Annotated in this window: 24 protein-coding genes; all 24 read left to right on the forward strand. The window is 27.7% G+C overall.

Annotated elements, in window-relative coordinates; genetic code table 11:
- Positions 1-20 precede the first annotated feature (20 nt).
- The 24 genes from IBJ83_RS03950 to lepB all read left to right on the forward strand — a co-directional run bounded on the left by IBJ83_RS03950 (position 21) and on the right by lepB (position 23,588).
- On the forward strand, positions 21-914 hold the full coding sequence (locus IBJ83_RS03950; RefSeq protein ID WP_201275392.1) for a DMT family transporter: 894 nt from the start codon (positions 21-23) through the stop codon (positions 912-914).
- A 275-nt stretch (positions 915-1,189) separates the two neighbouring features.
- The gene (locus tag IBJ83_RS03955; protein WP_068472893.1) at positions 1,190-2,668 is read left to right on the forward strand and encodes a 3D domain-containing protein; all 1,479 of its coding nucleotides are present in this window, start codon (positions 1,190-1,192) and stop codon (positions 2,666-2,668) included.
- Between the two features lie 379 nt (positions 2,669-3,047).
- Positions 3,048-4,268, forward strand: coding sequence for an MFS transporter (locus tag IBJ83_RS03960; protein ID WP_201275393.1), 1,221 nt, complete (start codon positions 3,048-3,050; stop codon positions 4,266-4,268).
- The gene (locus IBJ83_RS03965; protein ID WP_068472889.1) at positions 4,268-5,158 is read left to right on the forward strand and encodes a LicD family protein; all 891 of its coding nucleotides are present in this window, start codon (positions 4,268-4,270) and stop codon (positions 5,156-5,158) included. The genes IBJ83_RS03960 and IBJ83_RS03965 overlap by 1 nt, the downstream gene beginning before the upstream one ends.
- 117 nt (positions 5,159-5,275) lie before the next feature.
- Positions 5,276-5,983, forward strand: a complete 708-nt coding sequence (gene nadE, locus IBJ83_RS03970; RefSeq protein WP_068472887.1) for an NAD(+) synthase — start codon at positions 5,276-5,278, stop codon at positions 5,981-5,983.
- 2 nt (positions 5,984-5,985) lie between these two features.
- Positions 5,986-6,729: a YebC/PmpR family DNA-binding transcriptional regulator gene (locus tag IBJ83_RS03975; protein ID WP_201275394.1), complete on the forward strand. Its 744-nt coding sequence runs from the start codon at positions 5,986-5,988 to the stop codon at positions 6,727-6,729.
- Position 6,730: 1 nt separating this feature from the next.
- Positions 6,731-7,366, forward strand: coding sequence for a TIGR01906 family membrane protein (locus tag IBJ83_RS03980; RefSeq protein WP_201275395.1), 636 nt, complete (start codon positions 6,731-6,733; stop codon positions 7,364-7,366).
- 8 nt (positions 7,367-7,374) lie between these two features.
- Positions 7,375-8,124, forward strand: coding sequence for a prolipoprotein diacylglyceryl transferase (gene lgt / locus IBJ83_RS03985; RefSeq protein WP_082713886.1), 750 nt, complete (start codon positions 7,375-7,377; stop codon positions 8,122-8,124).
- 297 nt (positions 8,125-8,421) lie between these two features.
- Positions 8,422-8,859, forward strand: a complete 438-nt coding sequence (gene mraZ, locus IBJ83_RS03990; RefSeq protein ID WP_082713885.1) for a division/cell wall cluster transcriptional repressor MraZ — start codon at positions 8,422-8,424, stop codon at positions 8,857-8,859.
- Positions 8,860-8,870: 11 nt separating this feature from the next.
- Positions 8,871-9,803 carry a 16S rRNA (cytosine(1402)-N(4))-methyltransferase RsmH gene (rsmH, locus tag IBJ83_RS03995; protein ID WP_201275396.1) on the forward strand — a complete coding sequence of 311 codons (933 nt, stop codon included), beginning with the start codon at positions 8,871-8,873 and terminating at the stop codon, positions 9,801-9,803.
- Between the two features lie 13 nt (positions 9,804-9,816).
- Positions 9,817-10,182, forward strand: coding sequence for a septum formation initiator family protein (locus tag IBJ83_RS04000; protein WP_201275397.1), 366 nt, complete (start codon positions 9,817-9,819; stop codon positions 10,180-10,182).
- Between the two features lie 25 nt (positions 10,183-10,207).
- Positions 10,208-12,625: a penicillin-binding transpeptidase domain-containing protein gene (locus IBJ83_RS04005; RefSeq protein ID WP_201275398.1), complete on the forward strand. Its 2,418-nt coding sequence runs from the start codon at positions 10,208-10,210 to the stop codon at positions 12,623-12,625.
- A 17-nt stretch (positions 12,626-12,642) separates the two neighbouring features.
- The gene (gene mraY / locus IBJ83_RS04010) at positions 12,643-13,614 is read left to right on the forward strand and encodes a phospho-N-acetylmuramoyl-pentapeptide-transferase (RefSeq protein ID WP_201275399.1); all 972 of its coding nucleotides are present in this window, start codon (positions 12,643-12,645) and stop codon (positions 13,612-13,614) included.
- Between the two features lie 13 nt (positions 13,615-13,627).
- Positions 13,628-14,953: a UDP-N-acetylmuramoyl-L-alanine--D-glutamate ligase gene (gene murD / locus IBJ83_RS04015; protein ID WP_201275401.1), complete on the forward strand. Its 1,326-nt coding sequence runs from the start codon at positions 13,628-13,630 to the stop codon at positions 14,951-14,953.
- 71 nt (positions 14,954-15,024) lie between these two features.
- The gene (locus IBJ83_RS04020) at positions 15,025-16,056 is read left to right on the forward strand and encodes an FtsW/RodA/SpoVE family cell cycle protein (RefSeq protein WP_231698859.1); all 1,032 of its coding nucleotides are present in this window, start codon (positions 15,025-15,027) and stop codon (positions 16,054-16,056) included.
- A 1-nt stretch (position 16,057) separates the two neighbouring features.
- Complete coding sequence (gene murG / locus IBJ83_RS04025) at positions 16,058-17,167, forward strand: undecaprenyldiphospho-muramoylpentapeptide beta-N-acetylglucosaminyltransferase (protein WP_201275403.1); 1,110 nt, start codon at positions 16,058-16,060, stop codon at positions 17,165-17,167.
- Between the two features lie 2 nt (positions 17,168-17,169).
- Positions 17,170-18,789: a cell division protein FtsQ/DivIB gene (locus IBJ83_RS04030; RefSeq protein WP_201275405.1), complete on the forward strand. Its 1,620-nt coding sequence runs from the start codon at positions 17,170-17,172 to the stop codon at positions 18,787-18,789.
- Positions 18,790-18,880: 91 nt separating this feature from the next.
- Positions 18,881-19,936 (forward strand): cell division protein FtsZ, encoded by a 1,056-nt coding sequence (gene ftsZ / locus IBJ83_RS04035; RefSeq protein WP_201275407.1) that lies wholly within the window; start codon positions 18,881-18,883, stop codon positions 19,934-19,936.
- Positions 19,936-20,382, forward strand: a complete 447-nt coding sequence (nrdR, locus tag IBJ83_RS04040; RefSeq protein ID WP_201275409.1) for a transcriptional regulator NrdR — start codon at positions 19,936-19,938, stop codon at positions 20,380-20,382. Before ftsZ ends, nrdR begins: the two co-directional genes overlap by 1 nt.
- 215 nt (positions 20,383-20,597) lie before the next feature.
- A complete protein-coding gene (locus tag IBJ83_RS04045; protein WP_201275411.1) occupies positions 20,598-21,089 on the forward strand; it encodes a hypothetical protein in 492 nt (163 codons plus the stop codon).
- A gap of 14 nt (positions 21,090-21,103) precedes the next feature.
- Positions 21,104-21,904: a peptide chain release factor N(5)-glutamine methyltransferase gene (gene prmC / locus IBJ83_RS04050; RefSeq protein WP_201275418.1), complete on the forward strand. Its 801-nt coding sequence runs from the start codon at positions 21,104-21,106 to the stop codon at positions 21,902-21,904.
- Position 21,905: 1 nt separating this feature from the next.
- Positions 21,906-22,427, forward strand: coding sequence for a chromate transporter (locus IBJ83_RS04055; protein ID WP_201275420.1), 522 nt, complete (start codon positions 21,906-21,908; stop codon positions 22,425-22,427).
- A 9-nt stretch (positions 22,428-22,436) separates the two neighbouring features.
- Positions 22,437-22,973, forward strand: coding sequence for a chromate transporter (locus IBJ83_RS04060; protein ID WP_068475189.1), 537 nt, complete (start codon positions 22,437-22,439; stop codon positions 22,971-22,973).
- A 39-nt stretch (positions 22,974-23,012) separates the two neighbouring features.
- On the forward strand, positions 23,013-23,588 hold the full coding sequence (gene lepB, locus IBJ83_RS04065; RefSeq protein WP_068475191.1) for a signal peptidase I: 576 nt from the start codon (positions 23,013-23,015) through the stop codon (positions 23,586-23,588).
- Positions 23,589-23,590 lie beyond the last annotated feature (2 nt).

Here is a 23,590-nt window from a genome sequence, read left to right on the forward strand (position 1 = left end):
TTTTTTTAAAAGGAGGGTTTATGACAGACAATTCTAGAAGTACAAATTTAAAATTAGGTATTATTTTTATGATTATTTCTACACTTGGTTTTAGTTTTATGCAAATTTTTGTAAAGCTGACATCAGGAAAGTTTACACTTATGCAACAAGTTTTTATGAGAAATTTTGTTATGTTGATTATTTGTACTGTTTATATTTTAATAAAAGGGAGTAGTTTTTTTGGAAATAAAAGAAATAGAAAACTACTTTGTATGAGGTCTGCTTTTGGATATGCAGGAACTATTTTTAATTTTTATGCTATAAATAATATGGTAGTTGCAGATGCAGGGATATTACAAAGGACAAGCCCTATTTTTGTGGTTTTAATCGCTTGTTTTATATTTAAGGAAAAATTTACTTTGGAAAGATTTTTGACTTTAACTTTTTCATTTATAGGTGCTATCTTTGTTGTAAGACCACAATTTGATTCAAGATTATTTCCATCTATAGTTGCTATGACTTCTGCACTTAGCGCATCTATTGCATATATGTGTGTTTCAAGAATCGGAAAAACTGAAAGAACTGAAACTATAATTTTTATATTTTCATTATTTTCAACTGTTTGTAGTTTTCCTTTTATATTTAAAGATTTTGTAATGCCGGATTTGAAAATTTTTATTTATTTGATTTTAATAGGAGTTGCATCATCAGTTGGTCAATTTGGATTAACAATCAGCTATCAATATGCAAATGCCTCTGATGTTAGTATCTTTAATTATTTAGGAATAGTTTTTGTTGTTATTTTGGGTAAATTAATACTAAATGAATCAGTTAGTATCTATAGTTTAATAGGAATTATACTTATTTTTTCTATGTCATTGATGTCATATCTTTCAAATACAAGGGAAAATAATGAAAAAAAATCATTAAAATAGTAAATATTACAATTTTTTAATATTTTTGAGTTTTTCTTTTGAAAAATGCTCTAATTTTTGTAATCATTCTGTAACCTTTGGAAAATGGGGAACAAAAAAACAAAAAAAGTTACAAAAATGTTAAAATTACTTATTTTTGGCTAAAAAGATTGTTAAATTGTATGATTTTTTGTAAAAAACTTTTGAAAAAGTTACAATTTGTTGACGATTTTAGATAAAATCATTATAATTCTATTATCAGGTTATAGCTGATTAATTAAATAAGGAGTGATTATTTGAAAAGAGCAATATTTAGAAGTGTTTTAGCATGTTTGTGTGTTTATGCTACATTTTCTGGATTTTCATCTAAGTCATTTGCGAATGAAAAGGTTAGAGGTTTTGTAATTTCATCAGAATCTGAATCTAAAACCATTGAAAAAGTGAATAACAGAATTTTGGATAGTGCTAATGGTAGTTCTTCTAAAATATCTTATGTAGTTAATATAGATGATAAAATTAGCTTCAGTTTGGCAGGTTTGCTTTCATTGGATAAGAACGGAGTTGTTATTCCTGTAAAGGGTGGCAATATTGATGAAAACTCAAAAAGTATTTTGAAAAATAGTGAGCAAGTGTATGTTGTTGGAGATAGCAGTTCAATTTCAGATGATGTTTTAAACAATTTAGAGATTAAATTCCAAAGAATTGGTTCTACTAATTCTGAAGATACTAATGCTTATGTAAATAAGTTTTTAGGAAATAGAGATCTTTTAGTTGTTGATGTTAAGGAAAGTTCCGATGTTTTAGGAGCAATTCATTATGCACATATCTATAATATGAATTTGTATCTTTTTGATTCAACAAAGAATATTAATGAAAAATTACTTTCAGAAAATGAAAATAGTATATATTTCTTTGACGGAGTAAATTCTGTTAAAGATGATGTAAAAGCTAAAATTTACGATTTATCTAAAAAAGATAAAAAAGAAATAAAGAGTTATTCTTTAGATGGAAAAGACTTATTAAAGATATTTAAAGATAAGTACTCATCAAAATTAAATGAAAATGTAGTTTTATCAGAGAGAGGTAACTTGACAGATATGTTAAGTTCATATATCTTAGCTGATAAGAGTGGTTATGGCTATTTAATTATTGATTCAAATTCTATGAATTTAGAAATTGAAAAAATGCTTGCAAAATCTAACGTTAAAAGTTTGAGCTTTGTTTCAACTGATGAGTTAGGTAAATATGTATCTTTTAGAGCGATATTATCTTCATTGAATAATGAAGAAGTTACGGGCTTTGAAGTTGAAAAATCTAAGAATGAAATTATTTTATCAGATTTAAGTTCTGATAAAAAGGGTGGAAATTCAGTTTCAGAAGAGGTTACTGTTAAAAAAGATGAAACTATTGTTGACGGAAAGGTTGTTTCAAAAGAACAAGAAAAAACTCCTGAGACTGTTGAAACAGTGAAATCTGGAGAATTAAATTATAGTAAAGTTTTAACTATGAATGCAACTTCTTATACAGATGACCCTGCTGAAAATGGTGGTTACAGTACAACTCGTATGGGAACTCCACTTAGATATGGTGTAGTAGCTGTTGACCCTTCAGTTATTCCTTTGGGAACTAAACTTTATGTTGAAGGATATGGTTATGCAGTTGCAGAAGATACAGGTGGTGCCATAAAAGGTAATAGAATTGACGTTTGTTATACTGATAAAGCAAAGGCACATGCTTTTGGTAGAAGAAATGTAAAAGTTTATATTTTAAAATAATTTTAAACGATAAAATGGAGAGCGAAAGCTCTCTTTTTTTGTTGACTGAATTTCTTTGTATTAAAATACTGAAAAAAATTAACCTGATGTAAATTTGATTTGAAATAGACAATCGTTTTTTAATATGGTATAATAAAATCAACATTAATAAACTTTTCTATGATGATGAGAATTTTATTTCACCATATTTATCCTTAGTTTAGTTATTTTATCGATAAATATGGTATAATAAAATCAACATTAATAAACTTTTCTATGATGAGAATTTTATTTCACCATATTTATCCTTAGTTTAGTTATTTTACAGGAAAATATGGTATAATAAGTTTAGCAAAAGGTAATAAGTTTATCTTTTGATTTTATAATTTGGAGGTAATCTATGTTTGGTTATTCAAAGAAAGAATTGAGCTGGATTTTATATGATTGTGCGAATTCTGCTTATTCTATGGCAATTACTACTGCATTATTCCCAATTTATTTTGGAATGGTTGGTGGAAATGAAATGAATTTAGGTTATTATAATTCATTTGCTAGTATTATTATTGCGATTATTAGTCCGATACTTGGAACTATTGCCGATTTTAAGGGAATGAAGAAAAAATTATTTACATTATTTTCACTTATTGCAATTTTTTCTACATTATTTTTATCATTCGCTGATAATTTTGGCTTGCCTTTATTAATGACTTTTTTTATTTTAGGAAGTGTAACTTTTGCTGGAGGAAATATATTTTATGATGCGTTTTTAGTTGATGTAACTAATGATGAAAGAATGGATAAGATTAGTACAGCAGGATTTGCTTATGGTTACATAGCTAGTGTAATACCATTTATGTTTTGTTTGGGAGCGGTTTTGGTTTTTGGAATGAAAAATCCTCTTGGTTACCAAATAGGTTTTGTTATAACGGCTCTTTGGTGGTTGATACTTACCATTCCTATGTATAAGAATGTTGAGCAAATTTATGGAGTTGAACCTGTCCCTAATCCTGTTAGAGAAAGTTTTAAAACAATTTTTAACACTCTAAAGGATATTAAGAAAAATAAAATAGTTGTTATATTTTTATGTTCTTATTTTCTTTATATTGACGGAGTAGATACTATTATAAAAATGGTAATTCCTTATTCTAAATCTGTTTTAGATGCCGATAAGTTTAATACTCTTGTACTTTTAGGAATTCTTATTTATGTTCAAATAGTAGCTTTTCCATTTGCTATTATCTATGGAAGATTAGCAAGTAAGTTCGGAACAAGAAATATGATAAAATTAGGCATCGCTACATATATGATTTCAGTTATATTTGCATACTTTATGAGCAATTTACTACATGTTTTTGTTTTATCAACACTTATTGCATCTGCACAAGGTGGTATTCAAGCGTTGAGTAGAAGTTATTACGCAAAGATAATTCCAAAAGAAAATGCGAATGAATTTTTTGGATTTTATAATATATTTGGTAAATTTGCGGCTATAATAGGACCTTTTATTATGAGCTTGATAACTACATTAACCGGAAATCCTAGATATTCGATACTTGGTATAATTCCTTTGTTTGTTGTAGGTTATTTAGTTATGTTACAATTACCTAAGGAAGAAAAGTAATGATTTTTAAGTTTGATTCAAAAAATTCTTGGAGAATGAAACGAGAATTTAAAAAGACTAAGTTTGATATAGACTTTGATTCTTTAAAGAAAAAGGAATTGGAAATTTTAAAGGAATTTATTTCTTGTTGTGAACAAATGAATTTAACTTATTATATAAGTTATGGAACTCTTATAGGAGCGATTAGACATGGTGGATTCATTCCTTGGGACGATGATATTGATGTTTGTATGCCAAGACCTGATTATGATAAATTTATTAGTGAAGGAAGTAAATTTTTACCTGAAAATTATTTTATTCAAACTATGGATACTGACCCTAAGTATGCTTTGAATTTTGCAAAACTTCGTGATAGTGATACAACACTTTTTGAAAAGCATGTTGTAGATGTTGATATAAATCATGGTGTATTTATAGATATTTTTCCTTTTGACGGATATGTTAAAGGACAAAATAAAGTTTTGGACTTGAGAGTAAAAGAAAATCCTGTTTTTGAAGAATCTGATACTAATATTATTTCAAATACTTTAAATGGATTAGGGAAAAAATTAACTTATAAGCTCGGAGAAACTATTCCTAATAAGTTAAAGACAGACCTTTCAAAATTATCTGTTCCTAAAGATAATCCTAGCTTTGAAGAGTCTGAGTATGTTGCTTGTTTGGTAGATAGTTTTTCTATAATTCCTTTCAAGAAAGAATTTTTAGGAAAAGGAACAAAGGTTGATTTTGAAGGAATAAAGGTAAATGCTCCGGAAAATTATGATGAATATTTAAAAATTTTGTATGGAGATTATATGAAATTACCTCCTGAAGACCAAAGAGAAAATCACCATAATTTTCATATTGCTGATGTAAATAAAAGTTTTAGAGAATATCAAGAAAAAATTTAAGCTATGAGTAATCGTAGCTTTTTTTGTTATAGTTGTAGAAATTTTTTTAAAAATATGATAAAATTAATACAGTTTTTATGCCTTATTTTAAGGTGTTCTATGTGAGGGGGTGTAATGATGAAAGAAGTTGTTGATAAACTTGTTAAATGGTTACAGGATTCTGTTAAAGAGGCTGGTTGTAAAGGTATAGTTTATGGGCTTAGTGGTGGAGTTGATTCTGCTGTTGTTGCCGGACTTTCAAAACTTGCTTTTGGAGATGAATCTTTGGCTATTATGATGCCTATAAATAGTTGTGAAGAAGATGAAAAAGATGCTAAATTAGTTATTGAAAAATTTAATTTAAATGCAATAAAGGTTGATTTGTCTAAGACTTATTCTGAATTAGAAAAATCTGTTGAAAATGGAGATAATTCAATGGCTTATGCAAATATTAAGCCAAGACTTAGAATGACAACTTTGTATTATTATGCACAACTAAAAAAATATTTGGTAGCTGGAACCGGCAATAAATCGGAATTTACTGTTGGATATTTTACTAAATATGGGGACAGTGGCTCAGACTTAATGCCACTTGTTGATTTTACAAAGAAAGAAATTTATGAACTTGCAAAGTATCTAGGTGTTCCGGATAAGATAATTCAAAAGCCACCGAGTGCAGGCCTTTTTGAAAATCAAACAGATGAAGATGAAATGGGTTTTTCTTATGATGATTTAGAAAAATTTATAAATAATGAAAAAATAGATTCAAATATAGAAGAAAAAATAAAGAGAATGGTAAAAATTTCTGAACACAAAAGAAATTTTGCTAAAAGTTTTAGGAGGTAATTATGTCAGGACATAATAAATGGAGTACGATTAAACATAAAAAAGGAAAAGAAGATGCTAGAAGAGGAAAGATATTTACAAAACTTGCACGTTATATAATTGTTGCAGTTAAAGAGGGTGGAGCAGACCCTGAATACAATCCATCTTTAAAGACAGCTATTGAAAAGGCAAAGGCTGAAAATATGCCTAATGATAATATTGAAAGGGCATTAAAGAAAGGTGCAGGAGATGGAGATGCAAGTAACTACGAAACTATAATTTATGAAGGATATGGTCCTGAAGGTATAGCTGTTATAGTTGAATGTTTGACAGATAATAGAAATAGAACTGCGGCAGATGTTAGACACGCATTTGACAAACATGGCGGAAATTTAGGACAAAATGGTTCGGTTTTATTTATGTTTGATAAAAAAGGTGTTATCGAAATGTCAAGAGAACAAGCTGAAGAAGATGAATTAATGGATTTTGCTTTAGAAAATGGAGCAAGTGATTTTGAATCTGATGATGAAGTTTATACAATTTATTCAGAAGTTTCTGATTTTATATCATTAAGAGATGCACTACAAGAAAAAGGATATACATTTAGTGAATGTGATTTAGAATATGTTCCAAGCAATAATTCTCAAATCTCAAATCCGGATAATATAAAGAAAATGGTTAAGATGATTGACCAACTTGAAGATAATGACGATGTTCAAAATGTTTATCATAACTGGGAAGTGCCTGAAGATTTAGACGTTGAATAATATGAAAAAGATATTTGCTTTTCTTATCTCCATAAGTATAGTTTTGTTTGTGCTATTGTATTCGATAGATTTTATGGCTAAAGATATTTCTTATTACAATAATTTTCATAGTGAATATAAAATTGATGAGGTTTCCGGTTTATCTAAAGAATGGATAACTGAGGCTAGTGATTCTTTGGTTAAATTTATTAAAAATGGAGATAAAGAAGTTTTAAAGAAAAATTTTAATGAAAAAGAAATTTTGCACATGGAAGATGTATATAAATTATTTGTGCTTGATAGAATTGTATATATAACCTTGCTTATAATTTCTTTAGCCGGTATTATTTACAAATTATCAAAAAAGGAAAATTATTTTTTTAATATGCTTAGGAAATATATTTTGATTTCTTATGCTTTAGTAATTTCTTTTTTAGGTATTTGTTCTTTATTCTTTTCTGAAAGTTTTATTTATTTTCATAAATTATTTTTTAGTAATGATTTATGGCTTTTGGACTATGAAACGGATTTGATGATAAGAATTTTGCCAGAAGAATTTTTCTTTACATTATTTGTGAATGTTCTTATGATATCGACAGTAGCTGTTATTTTGATATATTTCTTTTTAAGAACTATAAAATTTGAAGAGCATAATTAGGAGGTAATATGGAAGTTAAAATTGATAGAGTCGCATTCTCTCTTTTCGGAGTGGATATAATGTGGTATGCAATCATAATTTGTTTCGGAATTATGATGGGACTTTTTGTGGCAACAAAAAATTCTAAACTTAGAAATATAAAAGAAGATGAAATTTCTAATCTTTTGCTTTTTGCTTTGCCTCTTAGTGTCATTGGTGCTAGAATTTATTATGTGGCATTCGAATGGGAAAGTTATAAAGGTAATTTTTTATCAATGATAAACATTAGAGAAGGTGGACTTGCTATCTATGGGGCAGTTATTGTTGCAATAATTGTGGTTTACTTTTTTGGAAAATTCAAAAAAATTGATTTTAGAGATTTAGCTGATGTTTGTGCTCCGGGACTTATACTTGGACAAGCCATAGGAAGATGGGGAAACTTTATAAATCAAGAGGCTCATGGAACTGAAACGACATTACCATGGGCAGTTATCATTGACGGGAAGAGATACCACCCAACATTTTTATATGAATCCATTGGCAATCTTTTGGTTTTTACATTTTTGATGATTTATATTAGGAAATACCAAAAGAAAAAAGGAGAAGTTGTATTACTCTATGCAATTTTTTATGGAGTGGTAAGATTTTTTGTAGAAGGTCTTAGAACGGATAGTCTTATGTTTTTAGGATTTAGAGTTTCGCAAGTGCTTTCTCTTGTTGGAGTAATTGTTGGAAGTTTACTTTTCTTCTTAAATAGAAAATACGGAAAAGATATTTAATAATAGAAATTTAATAACAAAAAATTTTAAACTACATAGTTTTGTTCTATGTAGTTTTTTTTTATTCAAATTTTTAAAAAAAACATAAAATTTTTGAAAAAAATAGAAAAATCCCTCCACTTTTTATTAATTTTTTAAAATTGTTGAAATTTTAGTATTTTTTATGAAAAATAAAAAATATTTTTTGAAAATTTTTTGTAAAAAGGGTTGCAAAATATGAAAAAATAGTATAAAATATAATTGTAATAATAAATGTGGGGTAATATGGAGCAAAATGGAGTTAGTTTTTAGGAGGTGATGGCAATGTTCTTGGGAGATTTTCCTCATACATTAGATGATAAGGGCAGATTAATTATGCCATCAAAGTTTAGAAATGAACTAGGAACTAATTTTATTGTAACTCGCGGCCTTGAAGGTTGTTTATTTGTTTTTACAGAATCAAAATGGAATGAGTTTACAGAACAACTTAATTCAAAAGGATTGAGTAAAAAAGATGTTCGTTCAATTACAAGATTTTTTTGTAGTTGTGCGATGACTTCGGATTTAGATAAACAAGGAAGATTTTTAGTTAATAAAAATTTGCGTGAATTCGCAGGGATTGAAAGAGATGTAATGATTATTGGAGTTTCTGATAGAATTGAAATTTGGTCCAAGGAAAAATGGAATGAATACAGTGAAGCTGAATATAGTGATGATAATATTATGTCTGAAAAGTTTGACGGACTTGATTTTTAAGGAAGTTAGTTATGGAATTTAATCATATACCTATAATGTTAGATGAAGTAATAGAAAATTTAAATATAAAACCTGATGGAATTTATGTTGATTTAACTGTTGGTGGCGCAGGTCATTCAACTGAAATATTAAAAAGAATAAAAGATGGAAAACTTATTTGTGTTGACCAAGATGAAGAGGCTTTAGCAGTTGCAAAGGAAAGACTTTTAAAGATTTCTAATAATGTTTTGTTTTATAAAAGTAATTTTGAAAATTTTAAAGAAATATTAGATTATTTTGAAATAGGCAAAGTTGACGGTGTGCTATTGGATATAGGGGTTTCTTCTTATCAAATAGATAATGGTCAAAGAGGTTTTTCATATATGATAGACGCTCCATTGGATATGAGAATGGATAGAAGTCTTGAAAAGAGTGCCTTTGATGTTGTAAATTATTATGATTCTAAAGATTTGGAATATATTTTTTATAACTATGGCGAAGAAAAATGGACAAAAAGAATAGTAGAATTTATAGTTAATTATAGAAAAGAAAAGTTTATAGAAACTACTTTTGAATTAGTTGATATTATTGAAAGGGCTATTCCCAAAGCTGTTAGGGCTAAGGGTGGGCACCCTGCAAAAAGGGTGTTTCAAGCTATAAGGATTGAGGTTAATAGAGAACTTGAAGTTATAAAAAAAGTTATTCCCGATATAGTGGATAGATTAAATGAAAATGGCAGATTGTGTATTATTACTTTTCATTCTTTAGAAGATAGGATTGTTAAAGATTCTTTTAAGAATCTTGCAAAAGGTTGTACTTGCCCTAAAGAATTATATGTTTGTGTTTGTAACAATAAGCCTAAGATAAAAATTTTAACAAGAAAGCCTTTAATACCTTCAAAAGATGAAATGGACAAAAATTCTAGGTCAAAAAGTTCAAAGCTAAGAGTTTGTTCAAAAATTTAGGAGGAGGATTTATATGAGTACGGCTCAAGTAAAATATATAGATGTGTCAAATGAGAGAATTTTAGAGAAAAAGAAAAAAGCCTACGGAATTACCAGAGAATCCAGTTTATATAAAAATATTACACTTTTTATATTTGCTACTGTTACATTAGCTTTTAGTGTAGTAATTTTATATGGATATCTAAATATTGCTCAACAAAATAGAAAAATAAATGCACTAAACTCTGAAATTCGCTCATTAGAAACAGAAAAAGATGATTATGATATTAAGCTTGAGCCTTATAAATCTGTTGATAGGATTGAAAAGATTGCAAGGTTAAATTATAATATGGATTTTCCAAAGAAAGAACAAGTTAAGTATTTGGATAAAATTGACTAATTAAACTTAAACAAGAGGAGTTTAAATGAAAAACAAGCAATATATTATTAGAAATAAAACAGTCTCTTCTCGTTCGGCTGTTTTATTTTTTGTATTTATAATACTTTTTGCGAGTATAGGTTTTAAATTAGCCTATTTGCAACTGTATTCCAAAAATAAATACAGCGTTGAAGAATTTAAAGATTCTGTTAGTTATACAACACTTGAGGCTAAGAGAGGTAGTATTTTTGATAGAAATGGAAATACTTTAGCTAAAAGTATAAGTGTATATAATGGATATTTTTCCACTTTTGATTATAATCGTTATAAAAAATCTAGTGGGAAAATTAAAGATGAAGAAACTAAAAAATTAGATAAGATTTTTGATATTTTGCAATTAAATAAAGAAGAAATCTTTGCTAAGGCTGATGAATATAATAACTTATTGATAAAAAAAGATATTACAGAAGAACAAAATTCTGTTGTTAAATCTGAAAATTCACTTTTAGTAAGTGCTAATAGCAATAAGGAAGTTTATTTTTCGGTTTTAGAATATGATAAATTTAAACTTTATTCTGAAAAAGCTAAAGAGGTGGAAGAGAAAAAAATCGATAAGATTTTTTCTGTGCTTGAGTTGGATAAGAAGAAAGTTTTTGATAGGGCAAATAGAGGGACTAATTTCAAAATAAAGAAAACTATTAGTCCGGATATTGTTAAAGAGATTAAGGAAATAAATTCTTCCATAATCAGTGTTGAAATAGAACAAAATAGAAGTTATATAAATGGAACTTTGGCTCCTTTTGTCGTTGGTCATGCTAATGAAAATGGTGGACAAAGTGGAGTTGAAAATTTTTTAAACGATAATCTTGCGGGAACAAGTGGTGCCAGAAGAGTAATAAGAGAAAATTTGAGTAAGTCTATTGAAGAAATTGTTGATGCTAAAGACGGTTCGGATTTGTATTTAACTATTGACAGTACAATACAAGAATATGTTGCAAAGTATGGGCAACAATATTTTAATGAAGAAAAACCGATTAAGTTGAGTGTTATAGTTTCTGATGTAACAAATGGGGATATATTAGCTATGGATAATTTCCCAAAATATGATACTAATAATCCTACAACTCCTATCGGAGAAGAGGCAAGTAAAGAATTTGAAACCTTAAATGAAAAAGAAAGGCTTGAAAAAATATTTGCTATGTGGAGAAATCCTGCTGTAAGTGATAGTTATGAGCCGGGTTCTGTATTTAAACTTATAACTGCCAGTGCATCTTTGGAAGAAAAGAGTGATACACTAGATTCAACTTTTTATTGTAATGGTTTTATAAAAGATATTCCAGGAATAACTCTTAGATGTTTTAACTGGAAAAATCCTCATGGGAAAGAAACTTTTACTGAGGCTTTGGATAATAGTTGTAACCCTGCTTTTGTTCAAATGGCTAGACATTTAGGGAAAGAAAGATTTTATAGATATATAAACGGTTTTGGGTTTGGAAAGATAACAGGAATATCATTACCTGGAGAAAGTAGCGGGCAGATTCCTAAAAAATTATCAGATATAGGGCCTGCAGAACTTGCCACAATGAGTTATGGGCATGGTGTTTCTGTAACTCCTATTCAAATGATTACTGCTGCAAATGCAGTTGTAAATGGTGGATATTTATTAGAGCCACAAATTAATGTAAAAAATATTGAAAAAAAATCTGATGATGAAATCAAAATAAAAGAAAACGAACCGATTATTAAAAATCAAATTATATCTAAAGAAACAAGCGATAAGATGCGTGTTATGATGGAACATGGTGTAACAGATGGTATAGTTAAGAAGGCGTATTCTAATAGTATTAGAATGGGTGGTAAATCCGGTACAACTTTAAAAACTGTAAATGGTATATATGACGATAATAAAACTATTGCATCTTTGTATGTGACTTTTCCTATTGAAAATCCAAAATATAGTATTTTGATTATTTTTGATGAGCCAAAGGTGAACACAGGTGGTACCGGAGCATGTGCACCTTTAGCTAAAAAATTGGTTGAAGAAATAGTTGAATACAAACAATTAGTTAAGACAAAAGATGACAATAATATAATTAGAAAGACGAATGTTCCGGACGTTAGAGGACTTACTTTAGAATACGCAGTAGAAGTTTTAAAAGGAAAAGCGTTAAATTATACTGTTAAGGGAGAAAGTTCTCCAAAAGCTATTGTTACAGAGCAAAGTGAGTATGCTGGAAAGACTTTAGATGAAGGAAGTAATGTTGAACTTACTTTATCGGAAGATGCAAAATTATTAGTAGTTGATTTTTCAAAAATGAATTATCAACAAGCTATTGAAGTTGTAAATAAAATGGGATACAAATATAAAACTTCAGGTGGTAAGGGTAAATTTGTATCTTCAAATAAGGAAATTGGAAGTTATATTTCAAAGGACGAAGAAATAGTATTAACTTTTGAAGATTAATTTAGGAGATGAAAATAATGAATATATCAAATTTTGTAATATGGAGTATTTTGTTCAGTTTTTTTCTAACTGTGTTTATAGCAAAAATGTCTATTCCATATTTAAGAAAATTTAAACTTGGACAAAATATTAGAGATGACGGACCACAAAGTCATTTATCTAAAGCCGGAACGCCAACTATGGGTGGAATATTTTTTGTGGTTGCTATAATTATTACAACAATTTGTTTAGGTAATTTTTCTAAAGAAGTATTTGCTGTTTTAATCGGTATGTTAGGCTTTACATTCATAGGATTTTTAGATGACTTTTTCAAACTTATTATGAAAAGGTCATTGGGTCTTACTGAAATTCAAAAGCTGATTATTCAATTTATAATTAGTATAGTTGTAATTGTTTTTATAGAAAAAGTTGTAGGAGTTGACTTGAGATACCAATTAATTCCTTTTGTAAAAGGAGCTGTTAATTTTGGTTGGTTTATATATCCTATACTAATTTTTGTAATGGTTGGAACTGCAAATGCTACTAATTTAACAGATGGTTTAGACGGACTTTCATCTTCAGTGTCAATTCCTGTATTTTTAGGTCTTGCAGTAATAAGTTCTTTTAAATATCCAAGTGTTTCAGTATTTTCTTTAGTATTTATGGCAAGTTTAATGGGATTTGTTATGTTTAATTCATATCCTGCCAGAGTATTTATGGGAGATACCGGTTCAATGGCATTAGGTGGTGCTATCGCAAGTATATGCATACTTAATGGAATGATTTTCTACCTACCAATCATCGGTGGAATTTATGTAATGGAGGCATTATCTGTAATTATTCAAGTTGTTAGTTACAAAACTAGAAATAAAAAGAGAGTATTTTTGATGAGTCCTATTCATCATCATTATGAATTAAAAGGTTATAAAGAACCTCAAATAGTTACGTCTTTTGCAGTGATTAGTGGAATTCTATCAATTATAGCTGTATGTTTATTTTTTAATGCTTAGTTAGGGGATATTTATGGAAGTTTTAAATAAAAAAGTTTTAGTTGTAGGTTTGGGTTTATCTGGAATTTCAACTATAAAAACTTTGAGTTCGTTAAGAGCCGAAGTTTATTGTTATGACGATAAAGAAGAAATAGAATTAAAAAATGTTTTTGAAAGTCTTAATGGATTTAATTTTAAATTTATAAAAAATTATAAAGATTATGATTTTGATTTTGTTGTTAAAAGTCCCGGGATAAAACCGTTTAATGAAATAATTGAATATTTTTGTGAAAATAATGTTCCTGTTTATACGGATTTGGAATTGGCATATACTCTATTTTCAAAAAGAAAAATTATTGCAATAACCGGAACTAATGGAAAGACTACAACTACAAGTTTAGTTGGAGAAATTTTTAAAACTGCAAATATAAAATCAAAAGTGGTTGGTAACATTGGTGTAGGTATGCTTTGGGAAATATTTAATTCTGATGAAGAAACTGTAAATATCATAGAAGTTAGTAGTTTCCAACTACATAACACTAAACTTTTTAAACCTTTTATAGCATCAATTGGAAATATAACTCCTGACCATATTGATTGGCATGGAAGTTTTGAAAATTATATACAAGACAAATTTAAAGTCTTTAAAAATATGGATAAAAATGGAAATTTAGTTTTAAACATAGATGATGAAATTTTAAGTAAAGTTGATGTAGAAAATACAAATATTACAAAGATTTCATTAGAAAGAAAAGATACAGATTTTTATTTTAACGAAAATAATTTTTATCATAAAGGTGAAAAGTTATTTTCTATGAAAGATTTGAAAATTTTAGGCAAACATAATGCTCAAAATGTTTTAATTTCTGTTGCAATTTGTTATAATTATGGTATAGATATGGATACTATAATTTTTGCGTGCAAAAATTTTGGTGGAGTTGAACATAGAATTGAATTTGTTAGAGAATTAAATGGAATAAAGTTTTACAATGATTCTAAAGGAACAAATGTAGATTCAACTATAAAAGCTGTTGACGCTTTAGAAAAACCTATTATTTTGATTTTAGGTGGATATGATAAAGGTGTTGATTTTAATCCTTTGTTTGAGTCATTTAATGGAAAAGTAAAAAAATTAATTTTAGTTGGAGATACAAAATATAAATTTGATTCTTGTTCAAAAAAATACGGATTTGAAAATAATGTAATAGTCGATAGTTATAAAGAAGTTGTAGAAAAATGTTTTGAATTAGCAAGCAGTGGAGATAATGTATTACTTTCTCCGGCATCTGCAAGTTGGGATATGTTCAAAAGTTTTGAAGAAAGAGGAAATTTATTTAAGAAGTTGGTAAATGAATTATAATGATGAAATTTGATAAATATGCCAAGAAGTTAGTTATGGTAGTTATCTTTTTGCTACTTTTTGGAAGCATAATGGTATTTAGTACAAGCTGGCCATATAGTTACAGATTAAAGGGGAATGAAATAGAGATAATAAGAAAACATATAATTTTTGTTGTTTTATCTATTATGGCTATTTTCTTCATATCATATATAAATATTTTAAAATTAAGAAAGTATAGTAAGAATATTTTTATATTTGTATTTTTGATGGGTTTTTTAGTATATTCTCCACTTGGAGTAAATATTTATAATGCAAGAAGATGGGTTGGAGTAGGATTTTTTACTTTTATGCCTTCCGACTTTATGAAAATTGGATCCATAATGATGATGGCTTATGTGATTGATAGGTACAAAAAAGCATTTACTTTTAAAAATGTATTTTTTAAATATTTGGCAATAGTTGGAATATCAGCTTTTTCTGTAATGATTCAGCCTGACCTTTCAACTACCTTAGTAATAGCCGGGACTATAACATCTATGTATCTGGTTGCAGGTATGGATAAAAAAGCAGTAATGTTTTCCGTTTTCGGACTTAGTTTAGCAAGTTTTGGAGCTGTATTTTTTTTAAAGTCAGGATATAGTAGAACTAGTAGAATTCAAGCCTTTATTGACCCATTAAAATATAGAGATTCTAAGTCTTGGCAATTAATAAAATCACTTTTTGCAATAACTAATGGTTCTCTTTTAGGTGTTGGTCTTGGAAATGGAAGACAAAAATATACTTTATCTGAGGCACATAATGATTTTATTTTTGCAACTATTGCTGAAGAATTTGGTTTTGTAGGCTCTATGTTTTTAATTGGAGTTTATATTTATTTAGCTTATTTAGGAATAATGATTTCTAGAAATATTAAGAGTTTATATGGAAAAATGATAATATTGGGAATAATATTTTCAATAGGATTGCAAGCATTGGTAAACATAGGTACGGCAACAGGAGTTATTCCTCCTACCGGAGTAACTTTACCATTTGTAAGCTATGGAGGTTCATCTTTAGTTATGACTTCTGTAATGATTGGAATTATTTTAGGAATTGTTAGATATGATGTTAAAGGGAGATAATATGAAAGTTGTAATATCTGGGGGTGGAACAGGAGGACATATATATCCTGCTGTTGCAATAATTGAAGAGTTGAAAAAAAGAGATAGTAATATAGATATTTTATACATAGGATCTAAAAATAGTATGGAGAGTGAATTGATTCCAAGTTTAGGAATTAATTATAAATCAATAGAAGTTATGGGACTTCCTAGAAAAATTAATAAAAAATTCTTTAAATCTATTTTTGTTTTACTTAAAGGATTAAGACAAGCAAAAAAAATATTAAAAGATTTTAAACCTGATGTGGTTATAGGTACGGGTGGTTTTGTAACAGGTCCTGTATTGTATAAGGCTCATAAAATGGGTGTTTATACAATATTTCATGAACAAAATAGTTATCCGGGTATTACAAATAGAATATTATCAAGATATGTTAATGCTATGGCAGTTACTTTTAAAGAATCTATTAAGTTCTTTAAAAACAATGATAAATGTGTTGTTACAGGAAATCCAATAAGAAATAGATTTGAGTTTTTGAATAGAGAGGAATCTCTTAAATTTTTTGAAATAGATGAAAATTCAAAAAATATATTTTCTTTTGGGGGAAGTAATGGTAGTGAGGAGCTTAATAAAGCTGTTCTTGGAATTTTAGAAAAATTTTATAAAAATGAAAAAATTTCTTTAATTCATGTAACCGGAAAACTTAATTACGATAAGTTTTTAGAAGAAGTAAAAAACAAAGGTATAAAAATTGAAAATAATGTAAAAATTTTACCATATATGACTGAAATGGATAAGGCTTATGGAGTTTCAGACCTTGTTATAACAAGTTCCGGAGCGATAACACTTGCTGAGATTTCTAAAATTGGATTAGCAAGTATTTTGATTCCAAAAGCATATACTACAGAAAATCATCAAGAATTTAATGCGAGAGCATATAAAGATATTGGTGCCTCTGAACTTATTTTAGAAAAAGAATTAAATTCAGATTTATTATGGGAAAATATAGAAAAGATAATTTTTGATAATAGTAGATTGGAGCAAATGAAAGAAAATGCGAAAAAACTTGCTACACCTAATGCAGTTAAAGACTTTGTTTCAATATTTTATGATGAATTTAAAGGGAGGTAGTTATGTCTGCTGATAAGAGAGAAAAAAAGCCTAGAATTTTTATAAAGAAAAATAGAGATGAAGACATTTCTGTAAAAGATGAATTCTATGAATATGATAAATTAAAGTCTAAAGAAAAAACTATTGATGAATCTTTTTTTGAAGATTTTAGAAGTGTAGATTTTGAGCAAGTTAAGCATGAAAAAGAAAAAAATTCTTTTGAAGAAACTAAAAAGGAGTTTTTTTCATCTTCTGATATGATTGAAGATGAGGTGATTCAAGATGTTTCAGAAGAAAAAGAAATTTTAAAAGAAATTGAGATTCCAAAAGAAATTGAGATTCCAAAAGAAAAAGAAATCTTAAATGAAACAGCCAAATTGGATAAAAAAGAAGAAATTCTTGAGGAAGATGTAATTTACGATATAGTAGATGATTTTGAAGAAGATATAAAACTATATGATAAAACTGAAGAAGATGACGATGATGATGATTTTGGCAGTTTAGAAGCTGAAGATGAAAATTCCAATAATGACTCAGATGAAAAAAAATATGATTCTTTATTTGAAACAACTGAAGATACTGTTTTTGATGATAAAAAAGAAGATGAAAATTCAATATTTAATCAATATAGTATAGCAAATGATGAAGATTCATCTGAAGAGGGAAATTACGATTCTTTATTTGACAATTCAGGATATGTTAGTTTTGAAAATAAAAGTTATGAAGAAGATGACGATGATGATTTTGGTAGTTTAGATGATGAGCCGGAATACAATGTTGACTCAGATGAAAAATCTTTTGTAAATGTAAGTCAAAAATCTAATTACTATAATGAACTTAAAGAAACAGATGATGAGTTTGAAGATGAATACGAAGAAGATGAAGATGAATATTATGTAAATAAAAAAGGTAAGAAAAAGAAAAAAAGAGGAGGATTTAGAATCTTCTTTAAATTCCTTTTAGCTTTTTTAGTTGCTTGTTCAGCGATAGCTGTTTATTTTGGATTAACTCATGATTTGTTTAAAATAGATTATATAAATATTACCGGTAATGTTGCTAATGAAAAAGAAATTTTAATTTCAAAAAGTGGCGTTAGTATTGGAGATAATATATTTTTAGCATCTTCAAGTAAAATTGAAAAAAACTTAAAAGAAATTTCAAATATTGAAAGTGTTAAGGTAAGGAAAAATTATCCAAATATAATTGAAATAGAAATAAAAGAAAATTATGTTAGTGCTTATATAAATTCACCAAGTGGATTAACTACTATCGATAATTATGGAAAAGTTAAAGAGGTTGTTACTGATAATTCTAAGGCATCAGGAGTTCAGATAAAAGGAATTTCTGAAACAGGATTAAAAGTTGGAGATGATTTTTCTAAAGATATTACAAAAGTTAAATTTTTATTAGATATTTTAACTAAAGAATATTATTCTGAAATTGTTAGTATAGACTTCACTAATGATAAAGAAATAGTTTTAGAATTTAAAAATTCTTTAAAAGTTACATTTGGAGATTTGAAAGATTATGCTAAAAAAACTCAAGTTATTGGAATTTTAATCAAAAAAATTCAACTTGAAGGAATAAATGCAAAAGAAATTATATTAAATGTTGGAGATAACCCAATAATAGTAAAAAAATAGTAGAATTTTATTGAAAAATTTAGTATAATATTAAATAACTGAAAATTAAAATTAAACAGAAATTAATATAAAAATACAGGAGGAAATTGAAATGGCATTTGAAATGGAAGTATATGGAAATGATTTAGCCAAAATTAAAGTTTTTGGTATTGGTGGTGGTGGAAATAACGCTATATCAAGAATGAAACAATCAGGTTTAAAAGGTGTTGATTTTGTTGCTATTAATACTGATAGACAAATTTTAAATTCTATTGATATAGAAACAAAAATACAAATTGGAGAAAAATTAACAAGAGGACTTGGAGCTGGGGCTAATCCTGCAGTTGGAGAAAAAGCTGCTGAAGAAACTAAAGAAGAAATTATACAAGCACTTCAAGGTACTGATATGGTATTTATAACTGCCGGTATGGGTGGTGGAACTGGAACTGGTGCTGCTCCTGTTGTTGCGGGTATTGCAAAAGAAATGGGAATTTTAACTGTTGGTGTTGTTACTAAACCATTTACTTTTGAAGGAAGAAAAAGAGCTATTCAAGCTGAACAAGGAATTGAGGCTTTAAAAGAAAAAGTTGATACTTTAATTACTATTCCAAATGATAGATTATTACAAATTTCCGAAAAAAGAACAACTATGTTAGAGGCATTTGCTATGGCTGATGAAGTTTTAATGAATGGTATTCAAGGTATTTCAGATTTAATTGCCATTCCAAATATCATTAACTTAGACTTTGCTGATGTTAAGTCAGTTATGTTAGACCAAGGAATTGCTCATATGGGAATTGGTAGAGCAAGTGGAGATAATAGAGCTATTGAGGCAGCAAAGATGGCTATTAACAGTCCATTACTTGAAACTTCTATTGATGGTGCTAAGGCTGTTCTTCTTAATGTTACTGCTGCTAGTGTTGGTATATTCGAGGCTCATGAGGCTGCTGAATTGATTAGAGAGGCTATTGATGGAGATGCTAATGTTATCTTCGGTTCAGGAATTGATGAATCATTAGGAGATGATATTAAGATTACTGTTATTGCAACTGGCTTTGACCCACTTGTATCAGGTGGACTAAGAAAACCAACTTCAATTGAAAGCAAATCATCTTCTGCTAAAAAAGATGATGGATTAGATTTAGATATTCCGAGTTTCTTAAGATAATGAAATGTCCTAACTGTGGAGCAGAAACTACTAGAGTTTTAGATTCTAGAAATTCGCAAGATAAAACCTATGTTAAGAGAAGACGTCTTTGTGAGATTTGTAATTATAAATTTACAACTTATGAAAGAATGCCTGAATTTGTAATTTTTGTACTAAAAAAAGATGGCTCAAGACAAATTTTTTCTCGTAACAAAGTTTTTGCTGGGATAAAAAAATGCTGTGAAAAGAGAAATATTGATGATGAACAGATAGAAGCTGTTATAGATAATATTGAAATGGATATTAGAAAGAATTATAAAAATGAAATTGAATCGACTCAAATAGGAGAATTGGTTTTGAAAAATTTAAAAAATCTTGATGAAGTTTCTTATGTTCGTTTTGCGGCTGTTTATAAAAAGTTCAAAGATGTTAAAGCATTTTTGGAATATTTACAAGAAGAGTTTTAAGGAGTGATTTATTCACTCCTTTTTATATGGTTTTTAATTTATTTTTATTGTAAAATATGTTAAAATAAATATGAGTTTACGATTCTTGTGTAAAAGAATATTTATTTCATCATATTTACCTCTTTAAATTTATCAAAATGGAAATATGTTCAAATAATAATGAATGATTATTGTGATTTTAAGATGTTGTCTTATAAATTCATTGGGAGTGTTTTATGAAAAAAAATATTAAGTTTGCGATTATTCTAACGTCAATTATAGAAATTTTTGGTTTGGGAATAATTTTTTATCAGTCAAGTGTTGAGGCTGGAAGAATACAAAAAGAAAGAGATAAATATTATATTGTTGTTGATGTTAATAAAAAAGATGTATTAAAAATTGAAAAAAAATATTTATCTTCTCAAGAATTAAATAAAATAAAAATTATTAAAGCTGGAAATGAAAAGAAATACATAATTGAAGATAAAAAGTTAATGGACGATATTATTTCAAAAGTTGAGTTTGGTAAATTTGTTTCTAATCCAAGTCTTAATATGGGTACGGAGGATTTGAATATTGCTTTTGAGAGCAATAACAATAATGTTAGTATTTCGCTGTCTGCTGAGGATAGAACTGCGATTTTGAAATATAATGAATCTGCATTTTTAGTTACTGTTACCGAAGATTTTTATAATTTTATATATGATTTATTTTCAAAGATTAGTTAGGTTTGGAGATAGTTATGAATATAAAAGAATTAATTGAAAAATATGGAGATACAAATGAAAATTGGTTGATTTTAGAATTTTTGCTTAAAAAAAGTTTGATAGAATTAAAACTTGATTTACAATTTTGTATTGATGATATATATGATAGTTTTTTAGATATAATTGAAAAAAGAAAAGTGCATTATCCATTGCAATACATTTTTGGGAAATGGGAATTTTATGGTTTGGAGTTATTTGTTGATGAATCAGCTTTAATTCCAAGATTTGAAACAGAAATTTTAGTTGATGAAATTTTGAATTTGGACTGTAAAAAGGATAAAATTTTGGATATTGGCTGTGGAACTGGTGCTATAAGTCTTTCTTTGGCGAGTAATTTAGAAAATTCCACTATTTACGGAATAGATATAAGTGAAAAAGCTGTAAATCTATCAAATAAAAATAAAGAGAAATTTCATTTGAAAAATGTGAATTTTTTTGAAAGTGATATTTTTTCAAATGTTAAAGAAAAAGATTTTGACATTATAGTTTCAAATCCTCCATACATTGATGAGGCTGAGATGAAAACTTTAGAAAGAGAATTGTCTTTTGAGCCTCAAAATGCTTTATATGGTGGTAAAGACGGATTATTTTTTTACAGAGAAATAATTGAAAATTCTTTAGAATATTTATCTGAAATGGGTGTTTTGGCTTTTGAAATCGGATATAATCAAATGGAAGTTATTTCTGAAATGTTGATTGAAAAAGGATTTAAGATTTTAGTTGCTAAAAAAGATTTTGCAGGTTTCGATAGAATTTTGATAGCTAAGAGAGGATAAAATGGTTTTAATTAGTTTATTTTTGGTTTTCTTTTTTATAGGAGCATATAACTTTGGTGGTGGATATGCTATGATTCCACTAATTATATCTCTTGTTGTAGATAAATATGCTTGGATTGAAATGCCTGATTTTATAAATTTTGTTACAATTTCACAAATAACTCCCGGACCCATAGCGATAAACCTTGCAACTTTTGTTGGTTATAATGTTGGTAATGGTGTTTTAGGTTCATTGATTACAACTTTTGCAGTTGTTCTTCCAAGTTTTATTTTGATAACTTTAATTGTATTTTTTATGAAAAAGTTTAAAGATAATATACATATAAAAAACTTTTTTATAGGCATAAGACCTATTGTAATCGGTCTTATAGCATCAAGTTGTATTTCAGTTATAGATGCAGATTTTTATACTGTATATTCAATTATAACTTTTGGAATTATTTTTTATTTATCTACTTTTAAAAAATTGCACCCAATAATAGCGATATTTTTGACCGGATTTATTGGAATGTGGTTAGTTTAGGAGTTTATTATGTTGTTTAAATTATTTAAAATATTTTTATATTTAAGCACCCTCACAGTTGGTGGTGGAGCTGCTATGATTCCGGTTATAAATAAAGAAGTTGTTGAAAAACATAAATTTTTAACAGAGGAAGAGTTTTTAGACGCATTAGGTATAGCACAAAGTGTTCCCGGGGTTTTGGGCTGTAATATAAGTGTTATAGTCGGATATAAGATTAGAGGCTTTGCAGGAGCGTTGCTTTGTCTATTCTGTTCAATATTGCCAGCGTTTTTGTCTATTATTATAATTTCAGTTTTTTTTAAAAGCATGAGTGCGAATTACTATGTTAGCAAATTTTTTGTTGCGGTAAAACCGGCTTTAGTTGGAGTTTTGGCATCGGCAGTTTTTATACTTGGAAGAAAAACAAAGTTAAAAGGAAGTCATTATATAATTAGTGCAATAGTTGTGCTTTTGGTTAGTTATTTTAAAGTGAGTCCATTTATCATTATATTTTTAGGTGGATTCGGTTATGTATTTTATTGTAAGTTTTTAGTGGATAGACATTAAAAAATATGGTAAAATAATATTGTATTTGGAGGGAAAATTATGATTGATGATAGATATGAAGAAGAACAAGAAATTAATATAAAGAAAAAAGACGAAAAAAATTATTTTAAGATTTTTTTAGATTATGCGAAAGTTATAATTTTAGCACTTTTAATAAGTTTTGGAATTAAAACCTTTGTTGTTACAAGTACAATTGTAGATGGTAGAAGTATGAATCCAACCGTAAATCATGGAGATAGACTTATGGTTAATAAGCTATTTTTTATGAAAAAAAATATAACTCGTGGGGATATTATTGATTTTTATGTTCCAAGTGCAAAAAAATATTATCTAAAGAGGGTTATAGGAGTTGAAGGAGATACTGTTGAGATAATTAAAGATAGAGTTTATTTGAACGGAGAAATGTTGGAAGAAAATTATGTAAGCACGAATGTTACGACTCCACATAATGAAAATACAAAATGGGTTGTTCCTAAAGGGCATGTTTTTGTTTTGGGAGATAACAGGTCAAATAGTAGAGACGGTAGAGATTTGGGAACTATACCGAGAAGTGATATTGTAGGTAAAATTGTACTTAGATATTATCCGTTTAATAATTTTGGGGGGCTAAAATAATT

Source organism: Parvimonas parva (assembly GCF_016552165.1).
Classification (GTDB): domain Bacteria; phylum Bacillota; class Clostridia; order Tissierellales; family Peptoniphilaceae; genus Parvimonas; species Parvimonas parva.

Excerpts from the sequence above, each read along its gene's own strand:
- IBJ83_RS04000 (WP_201275397.1), top strand. The coding sequence starts at position 9,817 with ATGAGTACGGCTCAAGTAAAATATATAGATGTGTCAAATGAGAGAATT.
- mraZ (WP_082713885.1), top strand. The coding sequence starts at position 8,422 with ATGGCAATGTTCTTGGGAGATTTTCCTCATACATTAGATGATAAGGGC.
- IBJ83_RS03975 (WP_201275394.1), top strand. The coding sequence starts at position 5,986 with ATGTCAGGACATAATAAATGGAGTACGATTAAACATAAAAAAGGAAAA.
- IBJ83_RS04030 (WP_201275405.1), top strand. The coding sequence starts at position 17,170 with ATGTCTGCTGATAAGAGAGAAAAAAAGCCTAGAATTTTTATAAAGAAA.
- IBJ83_RS03960 (WP_201275393.1), top strand. The coding sequence starts at position 3,048 with ATGTTTGGTTATTCAAAGAAAGAATTGAGCTGGATTTTATATGATTGT.
- mraY (WP_201275399.1), top strand. The coding sequence starts at position 12,643 with ATGAATATATCAAATTTTGTAATATGGAGTATTTTGTTCAGTTTTTTT.
- IBJ83_RS04005 (WP_201275398.1), top strand. The coding sequence starts at position 10,208 with ATGAAAAACAAGCAATATATTATTAGAAATAAAACAGTCTCTTCTCGT.
- prmC (WP_201275418.1), top strand. The coding sequence starts at position 21,104 with ATGAATATAAAAGAATTAATTGAAAAATATGGAGATACAAATGAAAAT.
- IBJ83_RS04020 (WP_231698859.1), top strand. The coding sequence starts at position 15,025 with ATGGTATTTAGTACAAGCTGGCCATATAGTTACAGATTAAAGGGGAAT.
- murG (WP_201275403.1), top strand. The coding sequence starts at position 16,058 with ATGAAAGTTGTAATATCTGGGGGTGGAACAGGAGGACATATATATCCT.
- ftsZ (WP_201275407.1), top strand. The coding sequence starts at position 18,881 with ATGGCATTTGAAATGGAAGTATATGGAAATGATTTAGCCAAAATTAAA.
- IBJ83_RS04055 (WP_201275420.1), top strand. The coding sequence starts at position 21,906 with ATGGTTTTAATTAGTTTATTTTTGGTTTTCTTTTTTATAGGAGCATAT.
- IBJ83_RS03965 (WP_068472889.1), top strand. The coding sequence starts at position 4,268 with ATGATTTTTAAGTTTGATTCAAAAAATTCTTGGAGAATGAAACGAGAA.
- rsmH (WP_201275396.1), top strand. The coding sequence starts at position 8,871 with ATGGAATTTAATCATATACCTATAATGTTAGATGAAGTAATAGAAAAT.
- lgt (WP_082713886.1), top strand. The coding sequence starts at position 7,375 with ATGGAAGTTAAAATTGATAGAGTCGCATTCTCTCTTTTCGGAGTGGAT.
- IBJ83_RS04060 (WP_068475189.1), top strand. The coding sequence starts at position 22,437 with ATGTTGTTTAAATTATTTAAAATATTTTTATATTTAAGCACCCTCACA.
- IBJ83_RS03980 (WP_201275395.1), top strand. The coding sequence starts at position 6,731 with ATGAAAAAGATATTTGCTTTTCTTATCTCCATAAGTATAGTTTTGTTT.
- nrdR (WP_201275409.1), top strand. The coding sequence starts at position 19,936 with ATGAAATGTCCTAACTGTGGAGCAGAAACTACTAGAGTTTTAGATTCT.
- nadE (WP_068472887.1), top strand. The coding sequence starts at position 5,276 with ATGAAAGAAGTTGTTGATAAACTTGTTAAATGGTTACAGGATTCTGTT.
- IBJ83_RS03950 (WP_201275392.1), top strand. The coding sequence starts at position 21 with ATGACAGACAATTCTAGAAGTACAAATTTAAAATTAGGTATTATTTTT.
- IBJ83_RS04045 (WP_201275411.1), top strand. The coding sequence starts at position 20,598 with ATGAAAAAAAATATTAAGTTTGCGATTATTCTAACGTCAATTATAGAA.
- murD (WP_201275401.1), top strand. The coding sequence starts at position 13,628 with ATGGAAGTTTTAAATAAAAAAGTTTTAGTTGTAGGTTTGGGTTTATCT.
- lepB (WP_068475191.1), top strand. The coding sequence starts at position 23,013 with ATGATTGATGATAGATATGAAGAAGAACAAGAAATTAATATAAAGAAA.